General features: G+C 57.5%; 19 protein-coding genes. 13 read left to right on the top strand and 6 right to left on the bottom strand.

What is annotated here, in order from left to right; all coding sequences use genetic code 11:
• Positions 1-101: 101 nt before the first annotated feature.
• The gene (locus L1065_RS00895) at positions 102-1,223 is read right to left on the bottom strand and encodes a HupE/UreJ family protein (RefSeq protein ID WP_237093563.1); all 1,122 of its coding nucleotides are present in this window, start codon (positions 1,221-1,223) and stop codon (positions 102-104) included.
• On the opposite strand from L1065_RS00895, the gene L1065_RS00890 reads away from it, so the two are divergent.
• From L1065_RS00890 to L1065_RS00875, 4 genes are all read left to right on the top strand, one after another.
• Positions 1,222-2,028, top strand: a complete 807-nt coding sequence (locus L1065_RS00890; protein WP_237093562.1) for a DUF4198 domain-containing protein — start codon at positions 1,222-1,224, stop codon at positions 2,026-2,028. The genes L1065_RS00895 and L1065_RS00890 overlap by 2 nt on opposite strands.
• Positions 2,025-2,900, top strand: a complete 876-nt coding sequence (locus tag L1065_RS00885) for a PfkB family carbohydrate kinase (RefSeq protein ID WP_237093561.1) — start codon at positions 2,025-2,027, stop codon at positions 2,898-2,900. The genes L1065_RS00890 and L1065_RS00885 overlap by 4 nt, the downstream gene beginning before the upstream one ends.
• 41 nt (positions 2,901-2,941) lie before the next feature.
• The gene (locus L1065_RS00880) at positions 2,942-3,862 is read left to right on the top strand and encodes a pseudouridine-5'-phosphate glycosidase (protein ID WP_237093560.1); all 921 of its coding nucleotides are present in this window, start codon (positions 2,942-2,944) and stop codon (positions 3,860-3,862) included.
• Positions 3,863-3,946: 84 nt separating this feature from the next.
• Positions 3,947-4,666: a DUF502 domain-containing protein gene (locus L1065_RS00875; protein WP_237093559.1), complete on the top strand. Its 720-nt coding sequence runs from the start codon at positions 3,947-3,949 to the stop codon at positions 4,664-4,666.
• Here the strand turns inward: L1065_RS00875 and L1065_RS00870 are convergent.
• Complete coding sequence (locus L1065_RS00870; protein WP_237093558.1) at positions 4,663-5,700, bottom strand: patatin-like phospholipase family protein; 1,038 nt, start codon at positions 5,698-5,700, stop codon at positions 4,663-4,665. The genes L1065_RS00875 and L1065_RS00870 overlap by 4 nt on opposite strands.
• Positions 5,701-5,775: 75 nt before the next feature.
• Positions 5,776-6,561 (bottom strand): 3-hydroxybutyrate dehydrogenase, encoded by a 786-nt coding sequence (locus L1065_RS00865; protein ID WP_237093557.1) that lies wholly within the window; start codon positions 6,559-6,561, stop codon positions 5,776-5,778.
• A gap of 280 nt (positions 6,562-6,841) precedes the next feature.
• Here L1065_RS00865 and L1065_RS00860 point away from each other — a divergent pair, with 280 nt between their 5' ends.
• The 4 genes from L1065_RS00860 to L1065_RS00845 all read left to right on the top strand — a co-directional run bounded on the left by L1065_RS00860 (position 6,842) and on the right by L1065_RS00845 (position 10,037).
• Positions 6,842-8,668 carry an extracellular solute-binding protein gene (locus L1065_RS00860; protein WP_237093556.1) on the top strand — a complete coding sequence of 609 codons (1,827 nt, stop codon included), beginning with the start codon at positions 6,842-6,844 and terminating at the stop codon, positions 8,666-8,668.
• Complete coding sequence (locus L1065_RS00855) at positions 8,658-8,771, top strand: entericidin EcnA/B family protein (protein ID WP_237093555.1); 114 nt, start codon at positions 8,658-8,660, stop codon at positions 8,769-8,771. Before L1065_RS00860 ends, L1065_RS00855 begins: the two co-directional genes overlap by 11 nt.
• 282 nt (positions 8,772-9,053) lie before the next feature.
• Complete coding sequence (locus tag L1065_RS00850) at positions 9,054-9,704, top strand: MIP/aquaporin family protein (RefSeq protein WP_237093554.1); 651 nt, start codon at positions 9,054-9,056, stop codon at positions 9,702-9,704.
• Between the two features lie 96 nt (positions 9,705-9,800).
• Positions 9,801-10,037 (top strand): hypothetical protein, encoded by a 237-nt coding sequence (locus L1065_RS00845; protein WP_237093553.1) that lies wholly within the window; start codon positions 9,801-9,803, stop codon positions 10,035-10,037.
• A 3-nt stretch (positions 10,038-10,040) separates the two neighbouring features.
• Here the strand turns inward: L1065_RS00845 and L1065_RS00840 are convergent, their stop codons facing one another.
• Complete coding sequence (locus tag L1065_RS00840; protein WP_237093552.1) at positions 10,041-10,664, bottom strand: helix-turn-helix domain-containing protein; 624 nt, start codon at positions 10,662-10,664, stop codon at positions 10,041-10,043.
• A 66-nt stretch (positions 10,665-10,730) separates the two neighbouring features.
• Between L1065_RS00840 and L1065_RS00835 the strand changes: the two genes are divergently transcribed.
• Genes L1065_RS00835 through L1065_RS00825 form a run of 3 tightly spaced genes read left to right on the top strand, consistent with a single transcriptional unit; the run spans position 10,731 to position 14,027 of the window.
• Positions 10,731-12,218, top strand: coding sequence for a class I adenylate-forming enzyme family protein (locus tag L1065_RS00835; protein WP_237093551.1), 1,488 nt, complete (start codon positions 10,731-10,733; stop codon positions 12,216-12,218).
• On the top strand, positions 12,205-12,852 hold the full coding sequence (locus L1065_RS00830; protein ID WP_237093550.1) for a DsbA family oxidoreductase: 648 nt from the start codon (positions 12,205-12,207) through the stop codon (positions 12,850-12,852). Before L1065_RS00835 ends, L1065_RS00830 begins: the two co-directional genes overlap by 14 nt.
• Positions 12,852-14,027, top strand: coding sequence for a multidrug effflux MFS transporter (locus L1065_RS00825; RefSeq protein ID WP_237093549.1), 1,176 nt, complete (start codon positions 12,852-12,854; stop codon positions 14,025-14,027). Before L1065_RS00830 ends, L1065_RS00825 begins: the two co-directional genes overlap by 1 nt.
• A 77-nt stretch (positions 14,028-14,104) precedes the next feature.
• On the opposite strand, the gene mfd is transcribed toward L1065_RS00825, so the two are convergent.
• On the bottom strand, positions 14,105-17,578 hold the full coding sequence (gene mfd, locus L1065_RS00820) for a transcription-repair coupling factor (protein WP_237093548.1): 3,474 nt from the start codon (positions 17,576-17,578) through the stop codon (positions 14,105-14,107).
• A gap of 48 nt (positions 17,579-17,626) precedes the next feature.
• Positions 17,627-18,148: a component of SufBCD complex gene (locus L1065_RS00815; protein ID WP_237093547.1), complete on the bottom strand. Its 522-nt coding sequence runs from the start codon at positions 18,146-18,148 to the stop codon at positions 17,627-17,629.
• Between the two features lie 141 nt (positions 18,149-18,289).
• Here L1065_RS00815 and hemB point away from each other — a divergent pair, with 141 nt between their 5' ends.
• Complete coding sequence (gene hemB, locus L1065_RS00810) at positions 18,290-19,303, top strand: porphobilinogen synthase (protein ID WP_370641119.1); 1,014 nt, start codon at positions 18,290-18,292, stop codon at positions 19,301-19,303.
• Between the two features lie 143 nt (positions 19,304-19,446).
• On the top strand, positions 19,447-20,055 hold the full coding sequence (locus tag L1065_RS00805; RefSeq protein WP_237093546.1) for a YSC84-related protein: 609 nt from the start codon (positions 19,447-19,449) through the stop codon (positions 20,053-20,055).
• The last annotated feature ends 99 nt before the right edge of the window (positions 20,056-20,154 follow it).

Raw genomic sequence — 20,154 nt, 5'->3', positions numbered from 1 at the left:
GTCCAATACGCCCAATCCCCGCTTGCGGGATTGAAGTGAGGAGCGTTTAGACCAAGGCCAACCCTAAGGCAAGCCTTGGTTTCAGGTTTTCCAAAGTCGGGTTAAGCGCCCGTGATCATGCCCAACAGACCCGTGCGCTCGACGACCCAATAGGCCCCGATAAAGGCAATCGCGGCACTGGCAGGGATCGCAATCAGCGGGCGATACCACGACTTGTGACGGAACCAGTAACCGACCAGCGCAAAGGCGATGGCGATGACGATCAACTGGCCCACCTCGACGCCGATGTTAAAGCCCACAAGTGCGGGCAGGAATTGCCCGTCCGGAATGCCGTATTCTTCCAGCACAATCGAAAAGCCCAGACCATGCAGCAACCCGAATGCGAAAATCAACGCAGGCCGCCATTTCTGCAAACCGTCGGTAAAGATGTTCTCCACCGCCACATAGACAATCGACAGCGCAATCAGCGGCTCGACAATATCGGGGTTCACAGGCACGGCCCCCGTGGCGCCCAACGCCAGTGTTACCGTATGCGCCAGCGTGAACGCACTCACCTGCCAAAGCAGCGGCGCAAGCCGCGGTGCCAAAAAGAACAGCCCCAAGACAAACAGGATATGGTCCAGACCAAGGGGCACAATGTGCTCAACACCCACAGGGATAAAGCGCACGAATGTCTGCCAGCCACTTTCGGAGTGCCCGCCCTCAACACTGATCGGCGGGGATGCCTCGCCCGCGCTCAGAAGGCCTGCAAAGCCTGCTTCGCCTGCCCCTTGTTGGCGCAAAACCAACGCACCATTGGCCGGCGCCATGGCAAAGGTCACAGGGCCCGCGCCCGCATCCGCCCGCATCCGAAGTGTCGTGGTGCGCGGCAGATCAACCCCCGCTACATCCTCAACCACAACGTCCAACAACTCTAGCGGCAGCCGCGCATCGCCTTGCATCAAAATAAAGCTGTCAGATAAATCAGGAAAACTCGCCCGCACGCCCGCGGAAAACTCCTCGGCAGGCAACGCGCGCAAGGCATCATATGCATCCGCATTGGCCGCATCATCGGTATCTTCGACAACGGCCAGATCAAGCCCCGCCAGGAACGCCTCGGCATTGGCCTTCAGCTGCAAGACCACCTCGGTCTGCGTCACAGTGATATCGGCCACCGTAGGTGTCACCTCATGGGCGACAGCTTTGGTTGACATGGCCACCAAAACAAACACTTTAAGCATCATGAAAAATCGCATCGCCGCTCTTACCCTTTTGTTAACCGCAACCCCGCTATTGGCACATGAGGTTTGGCTGGATGCAAGCGCCTATCAGCTGGAAATCGGTGAAACCTTGCAAGCGGATCTCAAAAATGGCGAAGGGTTTGTGGGATCGCCGTTGATCTTCAACCCCAATCGCTTCACCCGTTTCGACATCACCGTGGGCAATATGACGTCAAATGTCGATGGCACCATCGGCGACCGCCCCGCCTTGCAGGCTACAGCGGCGACCCAAGGGCTTTACATCGCAGGTTATGAAAGCACCGTATCGACCGTGCGCTACGCAACATGGGGCAAGTTCCAATCCTTTGCCGACCACAAGGATTTCACTGATATGCGCGCACGGCATGACGCACGCGGATTGCCCCTTGAGGACTTCCGCGAAGCGTACACACGTCACGTCAAAATGCTGGCCTGCGTGGGCACCTGCGATGGCGCAGATCGGCCCTTGGGGCTGCAAACCGAAATCGTTGCGCTGAAAAACCCCTACCGCGATGATCTAGCGGGCGGCCTGCCCATCCAACTGCTGTATCAAAACGCGCCGCAAGCCGATCGCCAGATCGAAATCTTTGCAAAGGCCGCAGACGGCACTGTTACCATCACAACCGAACGCACAGATGCAAACGGCATTGCGCTGATCCGGGTGGCCCCCGACACCACATATCTGCTCGATGCAGTCACAGTGCGCGAACCCAGTGCGGCGCTTGCGCAATCGTCACAAGCCGTTTGGGAAACGCTCTGGGCGGCCTTGACCTTTCAAACGCCACAATGACCGAAGTTCTATGCATCGGCTCTGTCCTTTGGGACATCATCGGACGCCATGACCGCGATATGATCGCAGGCAATGATCGCCCCGGCCACATCACGCGGCTTCCGGGCGGTGTGGCCTTGAATGTGGCCATGACCCTTCGACGGTTTGATCTGGCACCTGTTCTGCTCAGCGCCGTTGGCACCGACCCCGAAGGCAATGAACTGGCACGCGCCTGCGCTGTGATGGGTATGGACACACAACATCTGTTTCGCCCCGATGATCTGCCCACAGATCGCTACATGGCCATCGAAGGCGCAAACGGTCTGATCGCGGCGATTGCAGATGCCCACTCACTGGAAGCAGCAGGCGATGCGATTTTGGCGCCCTTGCACGACGGGCGCCTGGGCAGTGCCGCCACACCTTACACTGGCACCATTGTGTTGGATGGCAACCTGACAAAAACCCTGCTGGAACAGATTGCGGATGACCCTGCCTTTGCCGCTGCCGATCTTCGGCTCGCACCTGCGTCACCGGGCAAAGCAGGCCGTTTGTTGCCGTTGCTGCACCACCCCAAAGCGACAATTTATGTCAACCTCGAAGAAGCGGGGCTGCTGTGCAACCAAACCCTGCCCGATGCGCCAAGCGCGGCCCAAACCCTGCGCGACAAAGGCGCCACGCGGGTTCTGGTGACAAACGGGGCGCATGCGGCTGCCTTTGCAACGGACAATCAAATCCTGAGCGCTCTCCCACCCAAGGTCCGCCAGGCCCGCGTCACGGGCGCAGGCGACACGTTCATGGCCGCCCATATCGCCGCCGAACGCGCTGGTGCTGCGCCGCAGACATCCCTACAAGACGGGCTTGCAGCCGCGGCCCATTATGTCTCGGTCCTCTGATTTCTTTTGTTTCCAAATATCCTCGCCGAAGGCTCCACCACATGCATTTGCCCCTGTCCCTCTCGTCCGACGTGCACCGCGCACAAAACAGCGCCGCGCCCATCGTGGCACTTGAAAGCACCATCATCACCCATGGCATGCCGTATCCGCAAAACCTGCAGGTCGCCCGACAAGTAGAAGCTGACGTGCGCGCGGCAGGTGCAACCCCCGCAACGATTGCAGTGATGGACGGCACGCTGCACGTGGGTCTGGAAGATGCACAACTGCAAACGCTGGCCAAGGCACAAAATGTCGCGAAACTCAGCCGTGCAGACATGGCGGCTTGTATCGCTACAGGTGGCACGGGCGCCACCACCGTGGCCGCCACGATGATAGCGGCCCGCCTTGCGGGTATCCATGTCTTTGCCACGGGCGGGATCGGCGGAGTGCACCGGGGTGCGGAAAACACCTTTGACATCAGCGCTGATCTGCAGGAATTGGCCCAAACGCCCGTCACCGTGGTGGGCGCAGGGGCCAAGGCCATTCTGGACCTGCCCAAAACTTTTGAAGTGCTTGAAACGCTCGGCGTGCCCGTCATCGCGTATGGTCAGGACACCCTGCCCGCCTTCTGGTCTGCCACCTCTGATATGGCGGCCCCCTTGCGCATGGATGATCCTGCCAGAATTGCAAAAGCCCATCTGATGCGCGCCGCCATGGGGCTTGACGGCGGCCAGCTTGTCGCCAATCCAATCCCTGCCCAAGATCAGATCCCGTCGGACGTGCTTGCACCTATTATCCAAACCGCACTGGACGAAGCCGCAGCCCAAGGCATCACCGCCAAGGCCGTCACGCCCTTCCTGCTGTCGCGCATTTTCGAGCTGACAAAAGGCGCATCACTGACCGCAAATATCGCCTTGGTGCGCAACAATGCGCGGCTGGCCAGTGCGATTGCCTGTGAAATAAGCACGCTGTCCACGCATTAGGCCCCCATCCACGGCAAACCGTTGTATCTATGGGCGAACCTGCCTAGGTATCGTCTACCGACATTTTTGAATTGCGCCTGTTACATGCCTCATACCCAACCCTTCCACCCCGAGCCCCCACGCCGCCCCGGCCTTTTTGCGCGCATACGCTCGAATTTTCTGACGGGGCTTGTGGTGATTGCACCGATCGGTCTGACGATCTGGCTGATCTGGTCTGTTGTGGGGTGGATTGACGGTTTTGTCCTGCCGCTGGTGCCCAATGCTTGGCAGCCCGATAAATTGATCCAAACCTATCTTGGTCTGGAAGTGGATCGTCAGATCAACGTGCGCGGCATCGGCGTGATCATCTTCTTGCTGTTTACGGTTGTGGTGGGCTGGATGGCCAAAGGGCTGATCGGGCGCAGCCTGCTGCGATGGGCCGAAAGCCTGGTTGAACGCACGCCCGTTGTGCGCAGCATCTATGGCGGTGTGAAACAAATCGCCGAAACGATATTTGCCCAGACAGATACCAACTTCGACAAAGCCTGCCTGATCGAATATCCGCGCAAGGGCATTTGGGCCATCGGTTTCATCTCGACCGCCACCAAAGGCGAAGTCCTTGCCAAGGCAGGCGCCGATCAAATGACATCGGTTTTTGTGCCCACGACACCCAACCCCACATCAGGGTTTTTGTTGTTCTTTCCAACGGATGACATCATCGAACTGGATATGTCCGTGGAAGATGCGGCCAAACTGGTGATCTCGGCAGGCTTGGTCTATCCCAACGCAAAAGACCCGTCCGTGCCATCCGACGCGTCCGACTAGCGGAACATCGCAGGCAAATCCACCGAACTTTCCTGACCGATCTGATCCCAATGCGCGTCCAAAAACGCATCCGCCGCTGCACGTCCTGCCTCTTTCAACTTGCCCAAGATCACAGGCTGAGGGATCAACTTGGTGGCCACCCCCAAATCGTTCATCAAGGCATCATCGGCAATCATATGGACATGGATATTCTTCATGGTGCCCCGTTTGATCGCTCCGTCCTTCAGCAGCCGTTGGACAAACGCGATCGCGCGTAATTCGCGCAGCAGGGATGAATTAAAGCTGATCTCGTTGATCCGGTTCTGGATCGCCTGCCCCGTCTTTGGCACTTCGGAACGGCTGAGCGGATTGATATTGACCACCACCACATCGGGCGGCAAGTCGCCTTCAAAAAGCGGAAACAACGCAGGATTGCCCGTGTATCCACCGTCCCAATAGGCCTCGATCTGGTCAGAGGCAGGATCATGCAATTCAACAGCCTTAAACAAAGTAGGCAGGCACGCGCTGGCCATAATCGCCTCTGCGCAAATGTCGGATTCGTCAAACACGCGGATTTTGCCGGTGCGCACATTCGTGGCACAAACATGCAGCCGCGGCCCGTCTTTGGCACAAACGCGGTCATAGGCAAACCGCTCCACAATACGTTCCAAAGGATTGCGATAAAAGGCACCCAAGGCGTAAGGCGAACTCATACGGCTCACACTATCCAGCACCATAAACGGCCACGAGCTTTCCAGCCCTTTGCTCAAGGCCGGCACCGCGCCGCCAAACAAAGACAGCCAACCCGCAAAAACCGGATCATTGATCGCACCAACCTGTCCCCATAGCCAATCCAGGTTTTCGCGCGCCCCCGCGCGTCCACCGGCCACCATGCCAGACTTCAACGCTGCGCCATTCAATGCACCCGCCGACGTGCCCGTTATGGCTGCAATCTCCAGCCGCTCCTCATCCAGCAGACGGTCCAAAACGCCCCACGTAAAGGCGCCATGCGCGCCCCCGCCTTGCAGCGCCAGATTGATCCGTTTTACCGTCATGATGCGCACTCCTTAAGGAAGATGAATGTTCCAGAACATTCATCCCGCGGCATATTTTTCCCGAAAAATATGGCGCTAGAGCGCCGTCCAGCCGCCATCGACCGAAATCGTCGTGCCTGTGATCTGTGCTGCCGCATCTGAACACAAAAAGGCCGCCGTCCCGCCCATCTGCTCAACTGTCGCGAACTCTTTGGAAGGCTGACGCTTGAGCATGACATTCTTGATCACGTCGTCACGGCTCATGTCGTATTCTTTCATCGTATCAGGGATCTGGCTTTCGACCAGCGGGGTCAGCACATAGCCCGGGCAGATCGCATTGGCGGTGATCGGCTCTTCCGCCGTTTCCAGCGCGACGGTCTTGGTCAGGCCAACGACCCCGTGCTTGGCTGCGATATAAGCCGACTTGTAGGGCGAGGCTGTCAGACCATGGGCCGACGCGATGTTGATCACGCGCCCCCACCCGGCTTTGCGCATCATGGGTAGGGCTTGGGCGGTTGTGTGAAACGCAGAACTCATGTTGATCGCAATAATGGCGTCCCATTTGCCCGTCGGGAATTCGTCGATGGGGGCCACGTGCTGGATGCCCGCGTTATTGATCAGGATATCGCACGCCCCTGCATCAGCCACCAACCGGCGGCAATCGTCCCCTTTCGACATATCAGCTGCGATATACTTGGCCTCAACGCCTGTTTCTTTTGCGATCCGCGCGGCAATGGCGTGGTCTTCGTCGCGATCGGTGAAGCTGTTCAACACGACATTGGCGCCCGCTTTTGCCAGTTCCTCGGCAATCCCCAGGCCGATCCCTGAATTGGACCCCGTAATTACAGCTGTTTTGCCCGTTAAATCATAGGTCAATGCCATGGTGTCGTCCTTCTTTATCCGTTAGGCGCACCCTATATGCTGCACGTGCAAAGTAAACCGCCACAGACATCTGCCACCGCGTATGACCAAAAAAAAACGCCAGCACGAAGCTGGCGTTAAGTTATTGAGGCAGGTTTCATACAGGCAAGAAACCTATCGAGCAGTGACTTACTTATACGCAATCCGCTCACAGAGTCCAAGGGGGAATGTTTGAATTGTGTTAACCCTCCGAATACGCTTTGATCTAAGAAAACAAAGCAGTTCTGGGATTGTCCACAAAATGAAACCTATTTTTTCCAATTTGTCGCGTGGCTTAGCCGGTATCTTGCTGGCAGCGGGTGTTGCGGGATTCGCGCAGGCCGAGCCGAAACATGGCATAGCTATGTATGGCGACCCTGCCCTACCCCCAGATTTTGCGGCGCTCCCCTATGCCAACCCCGATGCGCCAAAGGGCGGCAAGATCGTCACTGGCGAAGTCGGCAGCTTTGACAGTCTCAACCCGTTTATCCTCAAAGGCAGCACCCCATGGCAGCTCAGGTTCATCGGCGTCGAGACATTGATGGGCCGCTCCTACGACGAACCTTTCGCGCTTTATGGCCTTCTCGCCGAATCGATTGAGGTGGGCGAAAGCCGCGAATGGGTGGAATTCACATTGCGCCCAGAGGCCCGATTCTCCGATGGCTCCCCCGTCACCGTCGAGGACGTGATCTGGTCCTATGAAACCCTTGGAGATCCCGACCAGGGCCACCCGCGCTATCATAGCATGCTGCAAAAGCTTGAAAGCATCGAACAGACGGGCGAACGCTCGGTGCGCTTCACCTTCAACACCGAGGATCGTGAGCTGGCCCTTTTGGTTGGAATGCGTCCGATCCTGAAAAAAGCGCAATGGGACGGGCTGGATTTCGCAGAAAGTGGGCTGGATACCATTCCCATCACCTCGTCGCCCTATGTGATCGACGATTTTGAAGCCGGCCGCTTTGTCAGCCTCAAGCGCAACCCCGACTATTGGGGCGCCGACATTCCCTTCCGCCGCGGCACCATGAACCTTGACGAAATCCGCCTCGAATTCTTCGGCGATGGAACGGCCCAGTTTGAGGCGTTCAAAGCAGGCATCCTGAATTCGAACCGCGAATTCAACGCCCAGAAATGGGATGACCAATATGATTTTCCCGCCATCGACAATGGCGATGTGGTAAAATCTGTTATCCCGCACGAACGCCCCTCAGGCATCACCGGCTTTGTGATGAACACCCGCCGCGATACCTTTGCGGATTGGCGCGTGCGCGATGCGTTGATCCATGCCTTCAATTTTGAGTTCATCAACAACAACATGACCGGCGGTCAGCAGCCGCGCATCACCAGCTATTTCTCGAACTCGGTTCTGGGCATGCAAGACGGCCCCGCCACGGGGCTGGTCGCTGAATTTCTGCAACCCTACGCCGACACCCTGCTTCCTGGCGCATTGGAAGGCTACGCCCTGCCCGTTTCTGACGGATCAGAAGCCAACCGCCGCAACATCCGCGCCGCCCTCGCCCAGTTCGAAGCCGCAGGATACGCCGTGGGGGACGACGGCAAGATGAAAGCCGCCGATGGCACGCCCTTCACCTTCGAAGTGCTGTTGCAACAAGGCAGCGCCGAAAACCAGTCTATCATCGAGCTTTATAGCAAATCCCTTGAACGTCTGGGCATTGACGTCACGATCACTACGGTGGATCCCGCGCAATACAAAGACCGCACCACAAACTACGACTTCGACATGACCTACTATCGTCGCGGCATGTCGCTCAGCCCCGGCAATGAACAAAAGCTTTATTGGGGCAGCGAAGGCGTAGACACACCGGGGCGGCGCAACTGGATGGGGATGAACAGCCCCGCCGCCGAAGCGATGATCGACCGTCTGCTCAATTCGACCAGCCAAGACGAGTTTCTGGCAGCCACACGCGCCCTTGACCGTATCCTGACGACGGGGCGCTATGTGATCCCGATCTATCAATTCAACATCAGCCGCATTGCACATGCCAAAGAGCTGAAATATCCCGAAAATCTGCCGATCTATGGTGACTGGATCGGCTGGCAACCTGACGTATGGTGGTATGATGAAAACTAAACTTCTGATCCTCGGGCTGATTGCCCTTTTGGCCGCGTGCAATACAGTTGAAGGTGTCGGCCAAGACATCTCTGGCGCGGCACGCACTGTCAAAAACCTCTGATCCCTACTAAAATTAAGGAAATATCAAATGATCCGTGTTCTTGCTGCATTCACTGTGCTGACTGCTCTTGCCGCATGCGAAGCCGAAATGGGTGAAAATCTTTTGGATCGCGGCAACGCCAACTTTATGGAAATCGCACCGAAGTGATTGGGATACGCTACGCCACCATCGGGATATGCATCGCTGCTTTGGCAGCATGCGGCCCCGCGCGTGTGGCGACCAAGGCCGTGACGGTGCCTGTAAAAGTCGTCACCAAAACCGTGTTCTAAAAAGACAGATCGCATGCTGACCCGCAAAATATGTGCAGAGGCGCTTGGAACCGCCCTTCTTTTGATTGGCGTGGTCGGCTCTGGCATCATGGGCGAGGCCTTGTCAGGCGGAAATACCGCCATTGCTTTGCTGGCCAATGCCATTGCCACGGGCTGTATGCTCTATGTGATCATCACGACACTGGGCCCGATATCCGGCGCTCATTTTAACCCCGCCGTCACACTTGCTTTTGCGCTGCGCTGCGAAATAACCTCGCGCCACGCAGCCCTCTATGTCACTGCGCAAGTTATCGGCGGCATTTTGGGTGTCTGGCTAACCCACATCATGTTCGATCAGGCAATTTTGCAGCTGTCCACCACCGATCGCACGGGGCTACCCCTTTGGGTATCGGAAGGTTTTGCGACGTTCGGGTTGCTCTTTGTCATCTTCGGCGGGCTGAAATCCAATGCAGCGGCCGTGCCGACCCTTGTGGCGCTTTATATTACGGGCGCCTATTGGTTTACATCATCTACCAGTTTTGCAAATCCCGCCGTCAGTATCGCACGCGGGCTGTCCGATACGTTTGCAGGCATCAACCCCGACCACGTGCCGATGTTTATCGCCATTCAGGTCGTCGCCACACTTGTTGCGGTCCCCGTCCTGCGCTGGCTGTTTCGCGCCTAATCGGGGCATTCTGACACAGCGGCAGCTTGACCAATGTTTAACCTTTTCGTGCTTGCATACGATTTCAGTGCGAGGACGAGTTTAAGGGAGGCATGTATGCCCATTATGAAGTTGCCAAGTGTTATCACGTTTTCGCCCGCCGCCATCAAACAGCGGTTCCCCCAAGCCGATCTGGCCCATTTGCAAGTTGTCCATCATGACAAGCACAAATTGGTCGCCCATCTTGCCGAAACCCATCACCTCACCATGACCGAAGCGATGGAAGAAATCAGTGATTGGCTCTTTGTTCAGGAATTGGAAGATGATGCCGGCGCTGTCATGGCCGCCGAGTAAGCCCTAGGACAAAGACGTCACCCAAAGGATTGTCGCGTCTTCATCGCTGGTCGACACCACGTTATGGCCCATCGCAGCGTCATAATAGGCGCTGTCCCCGCGACGCATTTCAACAGGTTCATAAAATTCGGTAAACAGCTTCACCGTGCCGGTCAGCACATACAGAAACTCTTCGCCGTCGTGACGCACCCATCCGTCAAATTCTTCGACGCTGCGCGCACGCACACGGGCGCGGTAGGGCAGCATGGTCTTTTTGGTCAGCGTCGCGGCCAACAACTCATGTTCATAGGTTGTTGTCGCATGCTCTGACCCTTCACCGCTTTTGGTAACGGCCATACGCCCGCTGACCTGTTCTTTGGCAGGCGGTGTAAAAAGCTGCGGCACAGAGATTTCCAGTCCAACCGCCAGTTTCTTCAGCGCATCATAGGTTGGTGACATCTGCCCATTCTCGATTTTTGACAGGGTTGAACGGGCCAAGCCCGCTTGCCCTGCCGCCTGCTCAAGTGTCCAGCCACGGGCCTTGCGCAATTCACGCACCCGCACACCAAGGTTTACAGGCTCTGGCAGATCTTCGGCACCGCCTTCGCGGGCAATGCGGATCAGGGATTTGGGATCGGTTTGTGTCATGCAAATCGCTATAGCCGCTCTATGCGCCCCGTTGCAACACATCCGCACACAAGGTAGCTCAAACACATGCAACATATCCTGCCCTATGATCCTGTCCCACCCTGCCCTGCGCCGTTCAACATGGCAGCCCATGTCTTGGCCGCTGCCAAACACGCACCAGATAAAACAGCGATTGCGATCTTGGGAGATGATCCGCAAACCCTGACATTTGCGCAGCTGTCGCGCTGTGTCTTTGGTGTTGCGCGCGGGTTGCAAAACAGCGGTCTGATGTCGGGCGATCAACTATTGATGCGCATGGGCAACCGTATTGAGTTTCCCATTGTCTATCTTGGCGCCATCGCCGCGGGCATCATTCCAGTGCCCACATCAGCACAACTTACCCAAACCGAAGTCGATGTCATCGCGACCCAGATCGGCGCGGCCGCCGTGCTCAGATCGGATGACCTGCCCATCCCGCCCGATGTGCCCTGCTATGATATCCAGACCATCCAAAGCTGGTATGACCTGCCGCCCCTGCCGCCGCAGATGGGCGACCCTGATCGCCCTGCCTATATCGTTTTTACCTCTGGCACATCCGCCGCACCGCGCGCCGTTTTGCACGCGCACCGCGCAATCTGGGCCAGACAGATGATGCTTGGCGATTGGACAGGAATTCACGCCAACGACCGCGTGCTGCACGCGGGTGGGTTCAACTGGACCTATACGCTCGGAACAGGCCTCATGGATCCGTGGAGCGTGGGTGCAACAGCCCTGATCGCGCCTGATGGTCTGGATCCCGCCCATTTGCCACAGACTTTGCGTGATAACAAAATCAGCGTTTTTGCCGCTGTTCCAGGTATTTACAGGCAAATCCTCAAGCATCACATGAAGATGAATGATGCGTCCACCATTCGGTTTCTGTCCGCAGGGGAAAAGCTTTCGGAAGGATTACGAGACAAATGGCAAAAAGCCACAGGCGCATCCATCCTCGAAGCCTACGGCATGTCAGAATGCTCGACCTTCCTGTCAGATCGCCCCGCGCAGCCCCATGCCAGCGGGTTGCGCCCACAATCAGGCCGCCGCATCGCGATCACCCAAAACGGCACCATCGCCGTCCACCGCAGTGACCCAGGGCTGATGCTTGGCTATCTGAACCAACCGCAGGCCACCGCCGCACGGTTTCAAGGCGATTGGTTCGACACAGGTGATCAGGCAGAGCTTGCAGACGACGGCAGCCTGCGGCTGATGGGCCGCAGCGACGATATGATGAACGCAGGCGGCTACCGCGTCTCACCGCTTGATGTTGAAAACACGCTGGCCCGCGTAGACGGCATCGACGAAATTGCTGTCACCGACGTGCAAATCAAAGAAGATGTGCGCGTCATCGCCGCCTTTTACACCAGCCCCGCTCCGCTGCCCCAAGCGCAGCTGGAACAACACGCCCGGACCCATCTGGCCCGCTACAAACAGCCCCGTCTTTACATCCAGTTGGAAACCCTGCCTAAGGGCGCCAACAACAAAATCCTGCGCGGGCAACTGCGCTCAGCGTATGAGGCCCAAAATGGTCAAACTTGATATCATCTCCGACCCCATTTGCCCTTGGTGCTACATCGGCAAGACCCATCTGTTCAAAGCCTTAGAACAGGTGCCAGATCACCCTTTCACGATCGAATGGCACCCCTTCCAGCTTAACCCCGACATGCCCGCAGAGGGGATGGACCGCCGCGAATATCTGGAAACGAAATTCGGCGGCAAGGACGGGGCTGTGCGGGCCTATGCGCCTGTGGTGCAAGCCGCAGAAGATGCGGGCCTTGCGATCAATTTCGAAGGGATCAAACGCACCCCGAACACCCTTGACGCCCATCGCCTGATCCATTGGGCAGGTATCGAAGGGCGCCAGACCGCAATCGTCCATGCGCTTTTCAAAGCCTATTTTGAAGACGGGCGCGATATCGCTGATCATGAGGTTCTGGCCGATCTGGCAGATGCCGCCGAAATGGATGCGGCTGTGGTCTCCAAGCTGCTGGCAAGCGATGCTGACGCCCAGGACATCCGTGATCGTGACGCACATAGCCGCAAAATGGGCATCCAGTCTGTGCCCACCTTCATCGTAGCCAACCAGCACGCCGTGCCAGGGGCACAGCAACCTGATCTGTGGGTCAAAGTGATCGGCGAACTCAAAGACCAGATCGCGGCAGAGGGCAGCTAATGCCGTTGCACAGCGCCCTGTCACGCACCGAATTTGTCGCGCTGATGGCGATGCTGACGGCGACAGTGGCTTTTTCCATCGATGCCATGTTGCCCGCATTGCCCCAAATCGCAGCCGATCTGAGCGCAGATGCCCCAAATCGCGCACAACTGGTGATCACCAGCTTTGTGCTTGGTTTGGGCCTTGGGACATTTTTGGTGGGGCCACTGTCGGACCGCTTTGGGCGTAAACCTGTCATTCTTGTGGGCGCGGGCGTCTATATTGCCGCGGGCGGTGCCGCGATGTTCGCCCCCTCGCTTGATATCCTTCTGGCCGCCCGCATCCTGCAAGGGCTTGGCGCATCAGCCCCGCGGATCGTGGCACTTGCGATTGTCCGCGATCAGGCATCGGGCCGCGAAATGGCGCGTCTGCTGTCATTCATCATGCTGGTGTTTTCGCTTGTGCCCGCCATCGCCCCGACGATCGGGGCAGGCCTGCTTCTGATCGGGCCATGGCAGACGATCTTTGCCGCCTTTGTGGTGTTTTCCATCCTGACGGTTGGCTGGTTTGCCTTGCGCCAGCCCGAAACGCTGGTGACACCGCGCCCTTTGCGGGTGGCACCGCTTTGGGCGGCGTTGAAGCAGATGCTGTCAATGGCAGTGGTTCGTGATGCAATCTTGGTGCAGACGCTATGCTATGCGATGCTCTTTGCAGCACTCAGTTCGACCCAATATGTCTTTGCGCAAACCTTTGACCAAGGTGCTGCCTTTCCGCTTTGGTTCGGGCTCATCGCCATCCTTGCGGCCAGCGCCAGCATCCTGAACGCGCGCATTGTCGTGCGTCTGGGCATGGCGCTTTTGGTGCGGCGCATGCTGAGCGTTCAAATCGGTTTGAGCATGCTGATGATCGCCGTATGGCTTGCCGTCCCAACGCTCGCCTTCCCGGTCTATGTGATCTGGACAACTTCGATCTTCTTTATGGCCGGCATGACACTTGGCAATCTCAACGCGATCGGCATGGAACCCCTGCCCCATATCGCGGGCTTTGCGGCCTCTCTCATGGGGGGGCTGGCCACCATCGGGTCGGTGATGATTGCCGCACCCATCGGGCTGGCATTCGATGGCACACCGCTGCCCGTGGCCATTGGTATTTTGCTATGCGCAGCGGCAGCACGCGTATTGTCGCGCAGGTTCTGACACGCGGGCTTGCGATGGCAAAACGTCTGACGCATTGCCATACCGTGAGCAGACGCTAGGCCATACACCGATTTTCGCTATTTTGCGGGCTGTTTGGCGCTGCGTTTCTTCTCGGCAACCAGCTTTTCGGCAAGGTCTTTGGCGATCTGGAACGCGCCTTTGATCTTGTCAGCTTCCTTGGTCCAATCGCGCTTCACCACGATCTTGTTGTCCTTCACCTTGGCAAGCCCGCGTTGGTCCTGAATGAACTCCACCAGCCCCTCGGGCGAGCCGAATTTGTTGTTGTGAAACCCAATCGTCGCGCCTTTCGGGCCAGCATCAAGTTTGGCGATACCCGCTTTTTTACACATCGCCTTGATCCGCACCACCAGCATCAGCGTATTGACCTCGCGCGGCAGTTTGCCAAAGCGGTCGATCAGTTCCGCAGCAAAGCCTTCCAGTTCAACTTTGGTCGTTAACCCACTGAGACGGCGATATAATCCAAGCCGCACATCCAGATCACCAACATAACTTTCTGGTATCAGAACAGGCACGCCAAGGTTGATTTGCGGCGCCCATTGGCCATCATCGCTCAGCCCTTCCGCCTCGCCCGAGCGGATTTTGGCAATCGCTTCTTCCAGCATGGATTGATAAAGCTCATAGCCCACTTCGCGCATCTGACCCGATTGTTCTTCACCGATCAGATTGCCCGCACCGCGGATATCAAGGTCCTGACTGGCCAGCGTGAACCCCGCACCAAGCGTGTCCAGACTGCCCAGAACCCGCAGGCGTTTTTCGGCCGTTGTGGTCAGTTTCGCACGTGGTTTGGTCGTCAGATACGCATAAGCGCGCGTCTTGGAACGTCCCACCCGCCCGCGGATCTGATAAAGCTGCGACAACCCAAACATATCCGCCCGATGCACAATCATCGTATTCGCCGTCGGAATATCAATGCCCGATTCCACGATGGTCGTGGCCAGCAACACATCATATTTGCCATCGTAAAAGGCGTTCATGGTGTCGTCCAACTGGCCCGCTGCCATCTGCCCGTTGGCCACGATATAGCTGACCTCAGGCACCTGATCGCGCAGGAATTCTTCAATCTCTGGCAGGTCCGAGATACGCGGCACCACAAAGAAAGATTGCCCCCCGCGGTAGTGTTCGCGCAACAGCGCCTCGCGGATTGTCACAGGATCAAATTCGCTGACATAGGTGCGGATCGACAGACGGTCCACCGGCGGCGTGCCGATGATCGACAAATCGCGTACACCCGACAGTGACAGTTGCAATGTGCGCGGGATGGGCGTGGCGGTCAGTGTCAGCACATGAATATCTGTGCGCATTTGCTTGAGGCGTTCTTTGTGCTGCACACCAAAGTGTTGTTCTTCGTCGATGATCAGCAGGCCAAGCCTTTCAAAACGCACAGTTTTTGCCAAGAGCGCATGGGTGCCGATCACAATGTCCACGGTTCCGCGTTTGATGCCTTCGCGGGTGGCATGCGCTTCTTTTGTGCCGACAAAGCGCGACAGTTGGCGCACCTCCAACGGGAAGCCGCGGAAGCGTTCGGCAAAGGAGTTGTAGTGCTGGCGCGCCAGCAAGGTGGTGGGCGCAATCACGGCCACCTGCACGCCCGACATGGCCGCCACAAAGGCTGCACGCATGGCCACCTCGGTCTTGCCAAAGCCCACATCGCCACAAATCAAACGGTCCATTGGCTGGCCGCTACCCATGTCGTCCAGCACATCGCCAATGGCGCTCAGCTGGTCGTCGGTTTCCTGATACGGGAAGCGCGCGCTGAACGCGTCCCACATGCCTTCGGGAGGCTCCATAATCGGGGCGGTGCGCAAGGCACGCTCTGCCGCAACACGGATCAGGCGGTCCGCAATCTGGCGGATGCGTTCCTTTAGCTTGGCTTTCTTGGCCTGCCATGCCCCGCCACCGAGCTTGTCCAAAAGCCCTTCTTCGTGGCCAAACTTGGACAGCAATTCGATGTTTTCGACAGGTAAAAACAGTTTGGCGCCTTCGGCATATTCCAAAAACAGGCATTCATGGGCGGCCCCTGCGGCTGTGACCACTTCCATCCCTTTGAAACGCCCGACGCCGTGGTCGACGTGCACCACCAGATCGCCCGGGGCAAGGCTTTGGGTTTCTGACAGGAAGTTATCGGCGCGGCGTTTCTTTTTGGCGCGCCGGATCAGACGGTCGCCAAGCACGTCTTGTTCGGACACAACCACCATGTCGGGCGCATCAAACCCGTGTTCAAGCGCCCAGACAGTCAGATGAATGCGCCCTGCTTCCACCTCGCGCGCGTCCTTGATCAGACGGACAGTGCCAAGCCCTTCGTCTTCCATAAGACCTTGGAGCCGTTCGCGCGCGCCTTCGGAATAAGACGCGATCACCACAGGTTTTTCCTGTAGTTTTACTTTAACATGATCTGCCAGAGATTTGAAAAGGCTGATACTTTCCTGCTGCCGCTCAGGCGAGAAGTTACGCCCGATGCGTCCGCCCGCGTCCAGCACACCTGCCCCAGTGGCCTGGGGCAATGCCACAAGCTGAAGTTGACGCCGACCACTTAGCGCCGCTTCCCAGGCCGTATCGTCCAGATACAACAACGCAGGTGGGCACGGTTTATAGACACTGCTGCCCATCCGTCCCTTTTGTCTGAGAGCCTCGGTACGTGTTTCATATTGATCTGCGATAGACAGCCAACGCGCATCGCGCATCGGCGTGACCTGATCATCCAGCGTCACCGTCGCGGAGGGCACATAATCAAAAACCGTTTCCAAAGAGGCATGGAAGAACGGCAACCAATGCTCAATCCCCGCATGTTTGCGCCCTGCACTTACCGCCTCATATAGCGGATCGTCGGTGCCGGCGGCGCCAAATTCAATGCGGTAATTCTGTCGAAACCGTGTGATCGCGGCCTCATCAAGAATGACTTCCGAGACAGGGGCCAGCTCAACGTGGGTCAGCTTTTCGGTTGTGCGCTGCGTGACGGGATCAAACCGCCGCGCGCCGTCCAAAACATCGCCGAACAGATCAAGACGCACAGGCCCATGGTCGCCCGCACCTGTTTTCGGCGGATAGATATCAATGATGCCGCCGCGCACGGCATAATCACCAGGCTCCATCACCGTAGGGCTTTGGCTGAACCCCATGCGGACCAAAAAGTCCTTGAGCGCTTTTTCATCGACCTGATGACCGACTGTCGCTTTGAACGCCGCCCCCGCCAACACCTCACGCGCGGGCACCTTTTGGGTCGCTGCATTCAGCGTTGTCAACAAAATAAAGGATTTCGGCGCACCATGAACAAGGCCTGCCAAAACAGCCATACGTGCCGCCGACACATCCGCATTGGGCGAGACGCGATCATATGGCAAGCAATCCCATCCCGGAAAAACCAGCACAGGCACGTCAGGGGCATAAAACGACAGGGCTGCGCGCATCGCTTCAAGGCGTTTGTCATCGCGCGCGACATGGACCACGGGCGCGCCTTTTTGCATTTCGCGGACCAGAAGCTGCGCGTCAAACCCTTCGGGCGCGCCTGAAAGAATGATGGGTGCGTTTGTCATGCCGCTGACCTACTGTGCGTGCCCTGCAGGTCAAGCCCCCCGCGCATATTAGAGGCTTCCAAGGTTAACGTTTTGATACATGCCCCACATGGCCGTCACAAAGATAGAGACGATGCCCAGGACTTGCGTCCAAAAGCGGTGCCGCAAAAGACGGGCATAAAGTTGATCGAGATCCTCAACCGTTTCGCGGATCAACCGTGCCGTCGAAATCGACATCAGCCCCAAAATAGACATCGGAAACAGGATAAGCAAAAGCGCTTGGGCAAATTCCAGATAGTAGACGAACCCAAGTAACGCCAAGCTGGTCAGAATGAAAAAGCCCAAACCAAAGAGCCACAGGCCCGACACCTCGCCAATGTAAAGCAGGCGATTGATGTTGATGCGCACCAGATCCTCTAGGTCCAGCGCGGCTTGCCCGCCTTTACGTTTGGCCCGCAACACAAGATCATACGGCACGCCCAAGACGTAGTGGCTGGCCGATGACCACACCACGGCAAGCGCAATCCAATACCAAAGGTTTGAAAACGAGCGCAGATCAATCAGCTCGAATACGCTATCATACCAATCCAACGGGGCTGCCCTTTTGTCTTCGCGCGTCTTGTTTGCGCGCGCGCAAGCTATAGCCGCGCTTTGCGGCAATTCCTACCCTTGAGGGGCAAGGTTTTTCGTGTCAGGTCTTGAGGCCAGTTTGCTGTTGTGGAGCCCCTTGCTATGAGACCGACCCTGCCCCCGCCCGTGGCCCCACATCCAACCACGCGTTTGCGCCGTTTACGCAGCAGTGATGCGCTGCGGCGGTTGGCCCAGGAGACGGTGCTGACGACCAATGACCTGATCTGGCCGATCTTCGTCATGGACGGCGAGGACATGACCACGCCCGTCCCGTCCATGCCGGGTGTTGAACGAATGAGCGTTGATCGCGCAGTTCAGGCCGCGCGGATGGCGGCAGGCCTGAACATTCCCGCGATATGTATTTTTCCCTATACTGATCCCGCCCTGAAAACCGATGGTTGCGAAGAGGCATGGAACCCTGACAATCTGTCAAACCGTGCGATCCGTGCAATCAAAGCTGCGGTGCCAGAGATTGCGGTGATGACCGATGTGGCGCTTGATCCTTATAACGCCAATGGCCACGACGGGATCGTGCGTGACGGTGTGATCGTCAATGACGAAAGCGTTCAGGCCTTGGTCAAGATGGCGCTGGCCCAAGCGGCGGCGGGTGCCGATATTCTGGGCCCATCCGACATGATGGACGGGCGGATCGGGGCCATGCGCTCTGCCTTGGAAGCCGCAGGACACACCGACGTCACGATCCTGAGCTATGCGGCAAAATACGCCAGCGCCTACTACGGGCCGTTCCGCGATGCCGTTGGCGCATCGGGCGCGCTTAAAGGTGACAAGAAAACATATCAGATGAACCCTGCAAACGGCGATGAAGCCCTGCGCCACATCCAGCGCGATCTGATGGAGGGTGCGGATATGGTCATGGTCAAGCCCGGCCAAGCCTATCTGGACATCTGTTTTCGGGTCAAAGATGCGTTTGGCGTGCCGACCTATGCCTATCAGGTCAGCGGTGAATATGCGATGATCATGGCCGCGGCCGAACAGGGCTGGATCAACGAAGAGGCGGTTATGGTTGAAAGCCTGATGGCCTTCAAACGCGCAGGCTGTGATGGGATTCTGACCTACTTTGCACCGCGTGTTGCCAAGCTGTTGCAAGCAGGCTGATACCCTGACGGCGGATCACCGCCATTTTACGCAAACTGCGCATGCTTATGTCGTGACATGGCTGTTTTTCCTGCGTATTATATGGGTAATCGCCCGCTGAAACGAGGCGACCTAAACATAACGGCAACGAGCAGAGTAGTATCATGAAAAAAGACCTTCCCCTTTTGGCGGATGCGGCCGCGAGCACGCGCCCATCTATGTCGCGCCGTGCCTTTGGCCTCGGTGCATTGGCGGCCACGCCCTTTGTTGCAGCATGTGGCAACGGCATCGGATCGAACGGCAGTGCAAAAATCGATGGCCGCGTGAGCAGCACATTGTCTTTCATGTATAATGAATTCCCCGCAACCCGCGATCTGGCGGATAAATCCAGCGGATTGCTGGTCATGCCATTGGTCACCGAAGCGGGCCTGATCGGATTTGGTGGCGCATACGGGCGCGGCGCGTTGCGCGTGGGTGGCACGTCGGTTGATTACTATTCGACCGCGCAGGCCAACGTCGGGCTGCAACTGGGCGCGCAGCAATACGCTCACGTCTTGTTCTTCATGACAGACGAAGCGCTTTTGGACTTCCGCCGCTCCAGCGGTTGGGCTGCGGGTGCTGATCTGGAATACGCGTTCAATGACCGTGGCGATGCTTTGGAAGCCAACACCGTGACGTCACTGGCCCCCGTGATTGCCGTTGTATTTGGTCAGGCAGGTTTGCTGATCGGTGCGACGCTTGAGGGCACAAAATACACACGGATCATTCCATAAATCATGGTACGTTTGCGGGGCGCGGTCGTGCGCCCCCTTGCATTGCCCCCCGCTTTTGCGCCATTGCCTGACAGACCAACGCAGGTGAATTGGATGGTG

This window comes from Nereida sp. MMG025 (assembly GCF_021654165.1).
Taxonomy (GTDB): domain Bacteria; phylum Pseudomonadota; class Alphaproteobacteria; order Rhodobacterales; family Rhodobacteraceae; genus Nereida.
This window is presented reverse-complemented; position numbering and strand designations above follow the sequence as displayed.

What these genes read in the sequence shown, in the direction of transcription:
- L1065_RS00865 (WP_237093557.1), bottom strand. Translation starts at nt 6,561, where the DNA reads ATGGCATTGACCTATGATTTAACGGGCAAAACAGCTGTAATTACGGGG.
- L1065_RS00840 (WP_237093552.1), bottom strand. Translation starts at nt 10,664, where the DNA reads ATGACACAAACCGATCCCAAATCCCTGATCCGCATTGCCCGCGAAGGC.
- L1065_RS00875 (WP_237093559.1), top strand. Translation starts at nt 3,947, where the DNA reads ATGCCTCATACCCAACCCTTCCACCCCGAGCCCCCACGCCGCCCCGGC.
- L1065_RS00860 (WP_237093556.1), top strand. Translation starts at nt 6,842, where the DNA reads ATGAAACCTATTTTTTCCAATTTGTCGCGTGGCTTAGCCGGTATCTTG.
- L1065_RS00835 (WP_237093551.1), top strand. Translation starts at nt 10,731, where the DNA reads ATGCAACATATCCTGCCCTATGATCCTGTCCCACCCTGCCCTGCGCCG.
- L1065_RS00845 (WP_237093553.1), top strand. Translation starts at nt 9,801, where the DNA reads ATGCCCATTATGAAGTTGCCAAGTGTTATCACGTTTTCGCCCGCCGCC.
- L1065_RS00890 (WP_237093562.1), top strand. Translation starts at nt 1,222, where the DNA reads ATGAAAAATCGCATCGCCGCTCTTACCCTTTTGTTAACCGCAACCCCG.
- L1065_RS00895 (WP_237093563.1), bottom strand. Translation starts at nt 1,223, where the DNA reads ATGATGCTTAAAGTGTTTGTTTTGGTGGCCATGTCAACCAAAGCTGTC.
- L1065_RS00880 (WP_237093560.1), top strand. Translation starts at nt 2,942, where the DNA reads ATGCATTTGCCCCTGTCCCTCTCGTCCGACGTGCACCGCGCACAAAAC.
- L1065_RS00850 (WP_237093554.1), top strand. Translation starts at nt 9,054, where the DNA reads ATGCTGACCCGCAAAATATGTGCAGAGGCGCTTGGAACCGCCCTTCTT.
- mfd (WP_237093548.1), bottom strand. Translation starts at nt 17,578, where the DNA reads ATGACAAACGCACCCATCATTCTTTCAGGCGCGCCCGAAGGGTTTGAC.
- L1065_RS00805 (WP_237093546.1), top strand. Translation starts at nt 19,447, where the DNA reads ATGAAAAAAGACCTTCCCCTTTTGGCGGATGCGGCCGCGAGCACGCGC.
- L1065_RS00825 (WP_237093549.1), top strand. Translation starts at nt 12,852, where the DNA reads ATGCCGTTGCACAGCGCCCTGTCACGCACCGAATTTGTCGCGCTGATG.
- L1065_RS00830 (WP_237093550.1), top strand. Translation starts at nt 12,205, where the DNA reads ATGGTCAAACTTGATATCATCTCCGACCCCATTTGCCCTTGGTGCTAC.
- L1065_RS00855 (WP_237093555.1), top strand. Translation starts at nt 8,658, where the DNA reads ATGAAAACTAAACTTCTGATCCTCGGGCTGATTGCCCTTTTGGCCGCG.
- L1065_RS00885 (WP_237093561.1), top strand. Translation starts at nt 2,025, where the DNA reads ATGACCGAAGTTCTATGCATCGGCTCTGTCCTTTGGGACATCATCGGA.
- L1065_RS00870 (WP_237093558.1), bottom strand. Translation starts at nt 5,700, where the DNA reads ATGACGGTAAAACGGATCAATCTGGCGCTGCAAGGCGGGGGCGCGCAT.
- hemB (WP_370641119.1), top strand. Translation starts at nt 18,290, where the DNA reads ATGAGACCGACCCTGCCCCCGCCCGTGGCCCCACATCCAACCACGCGT.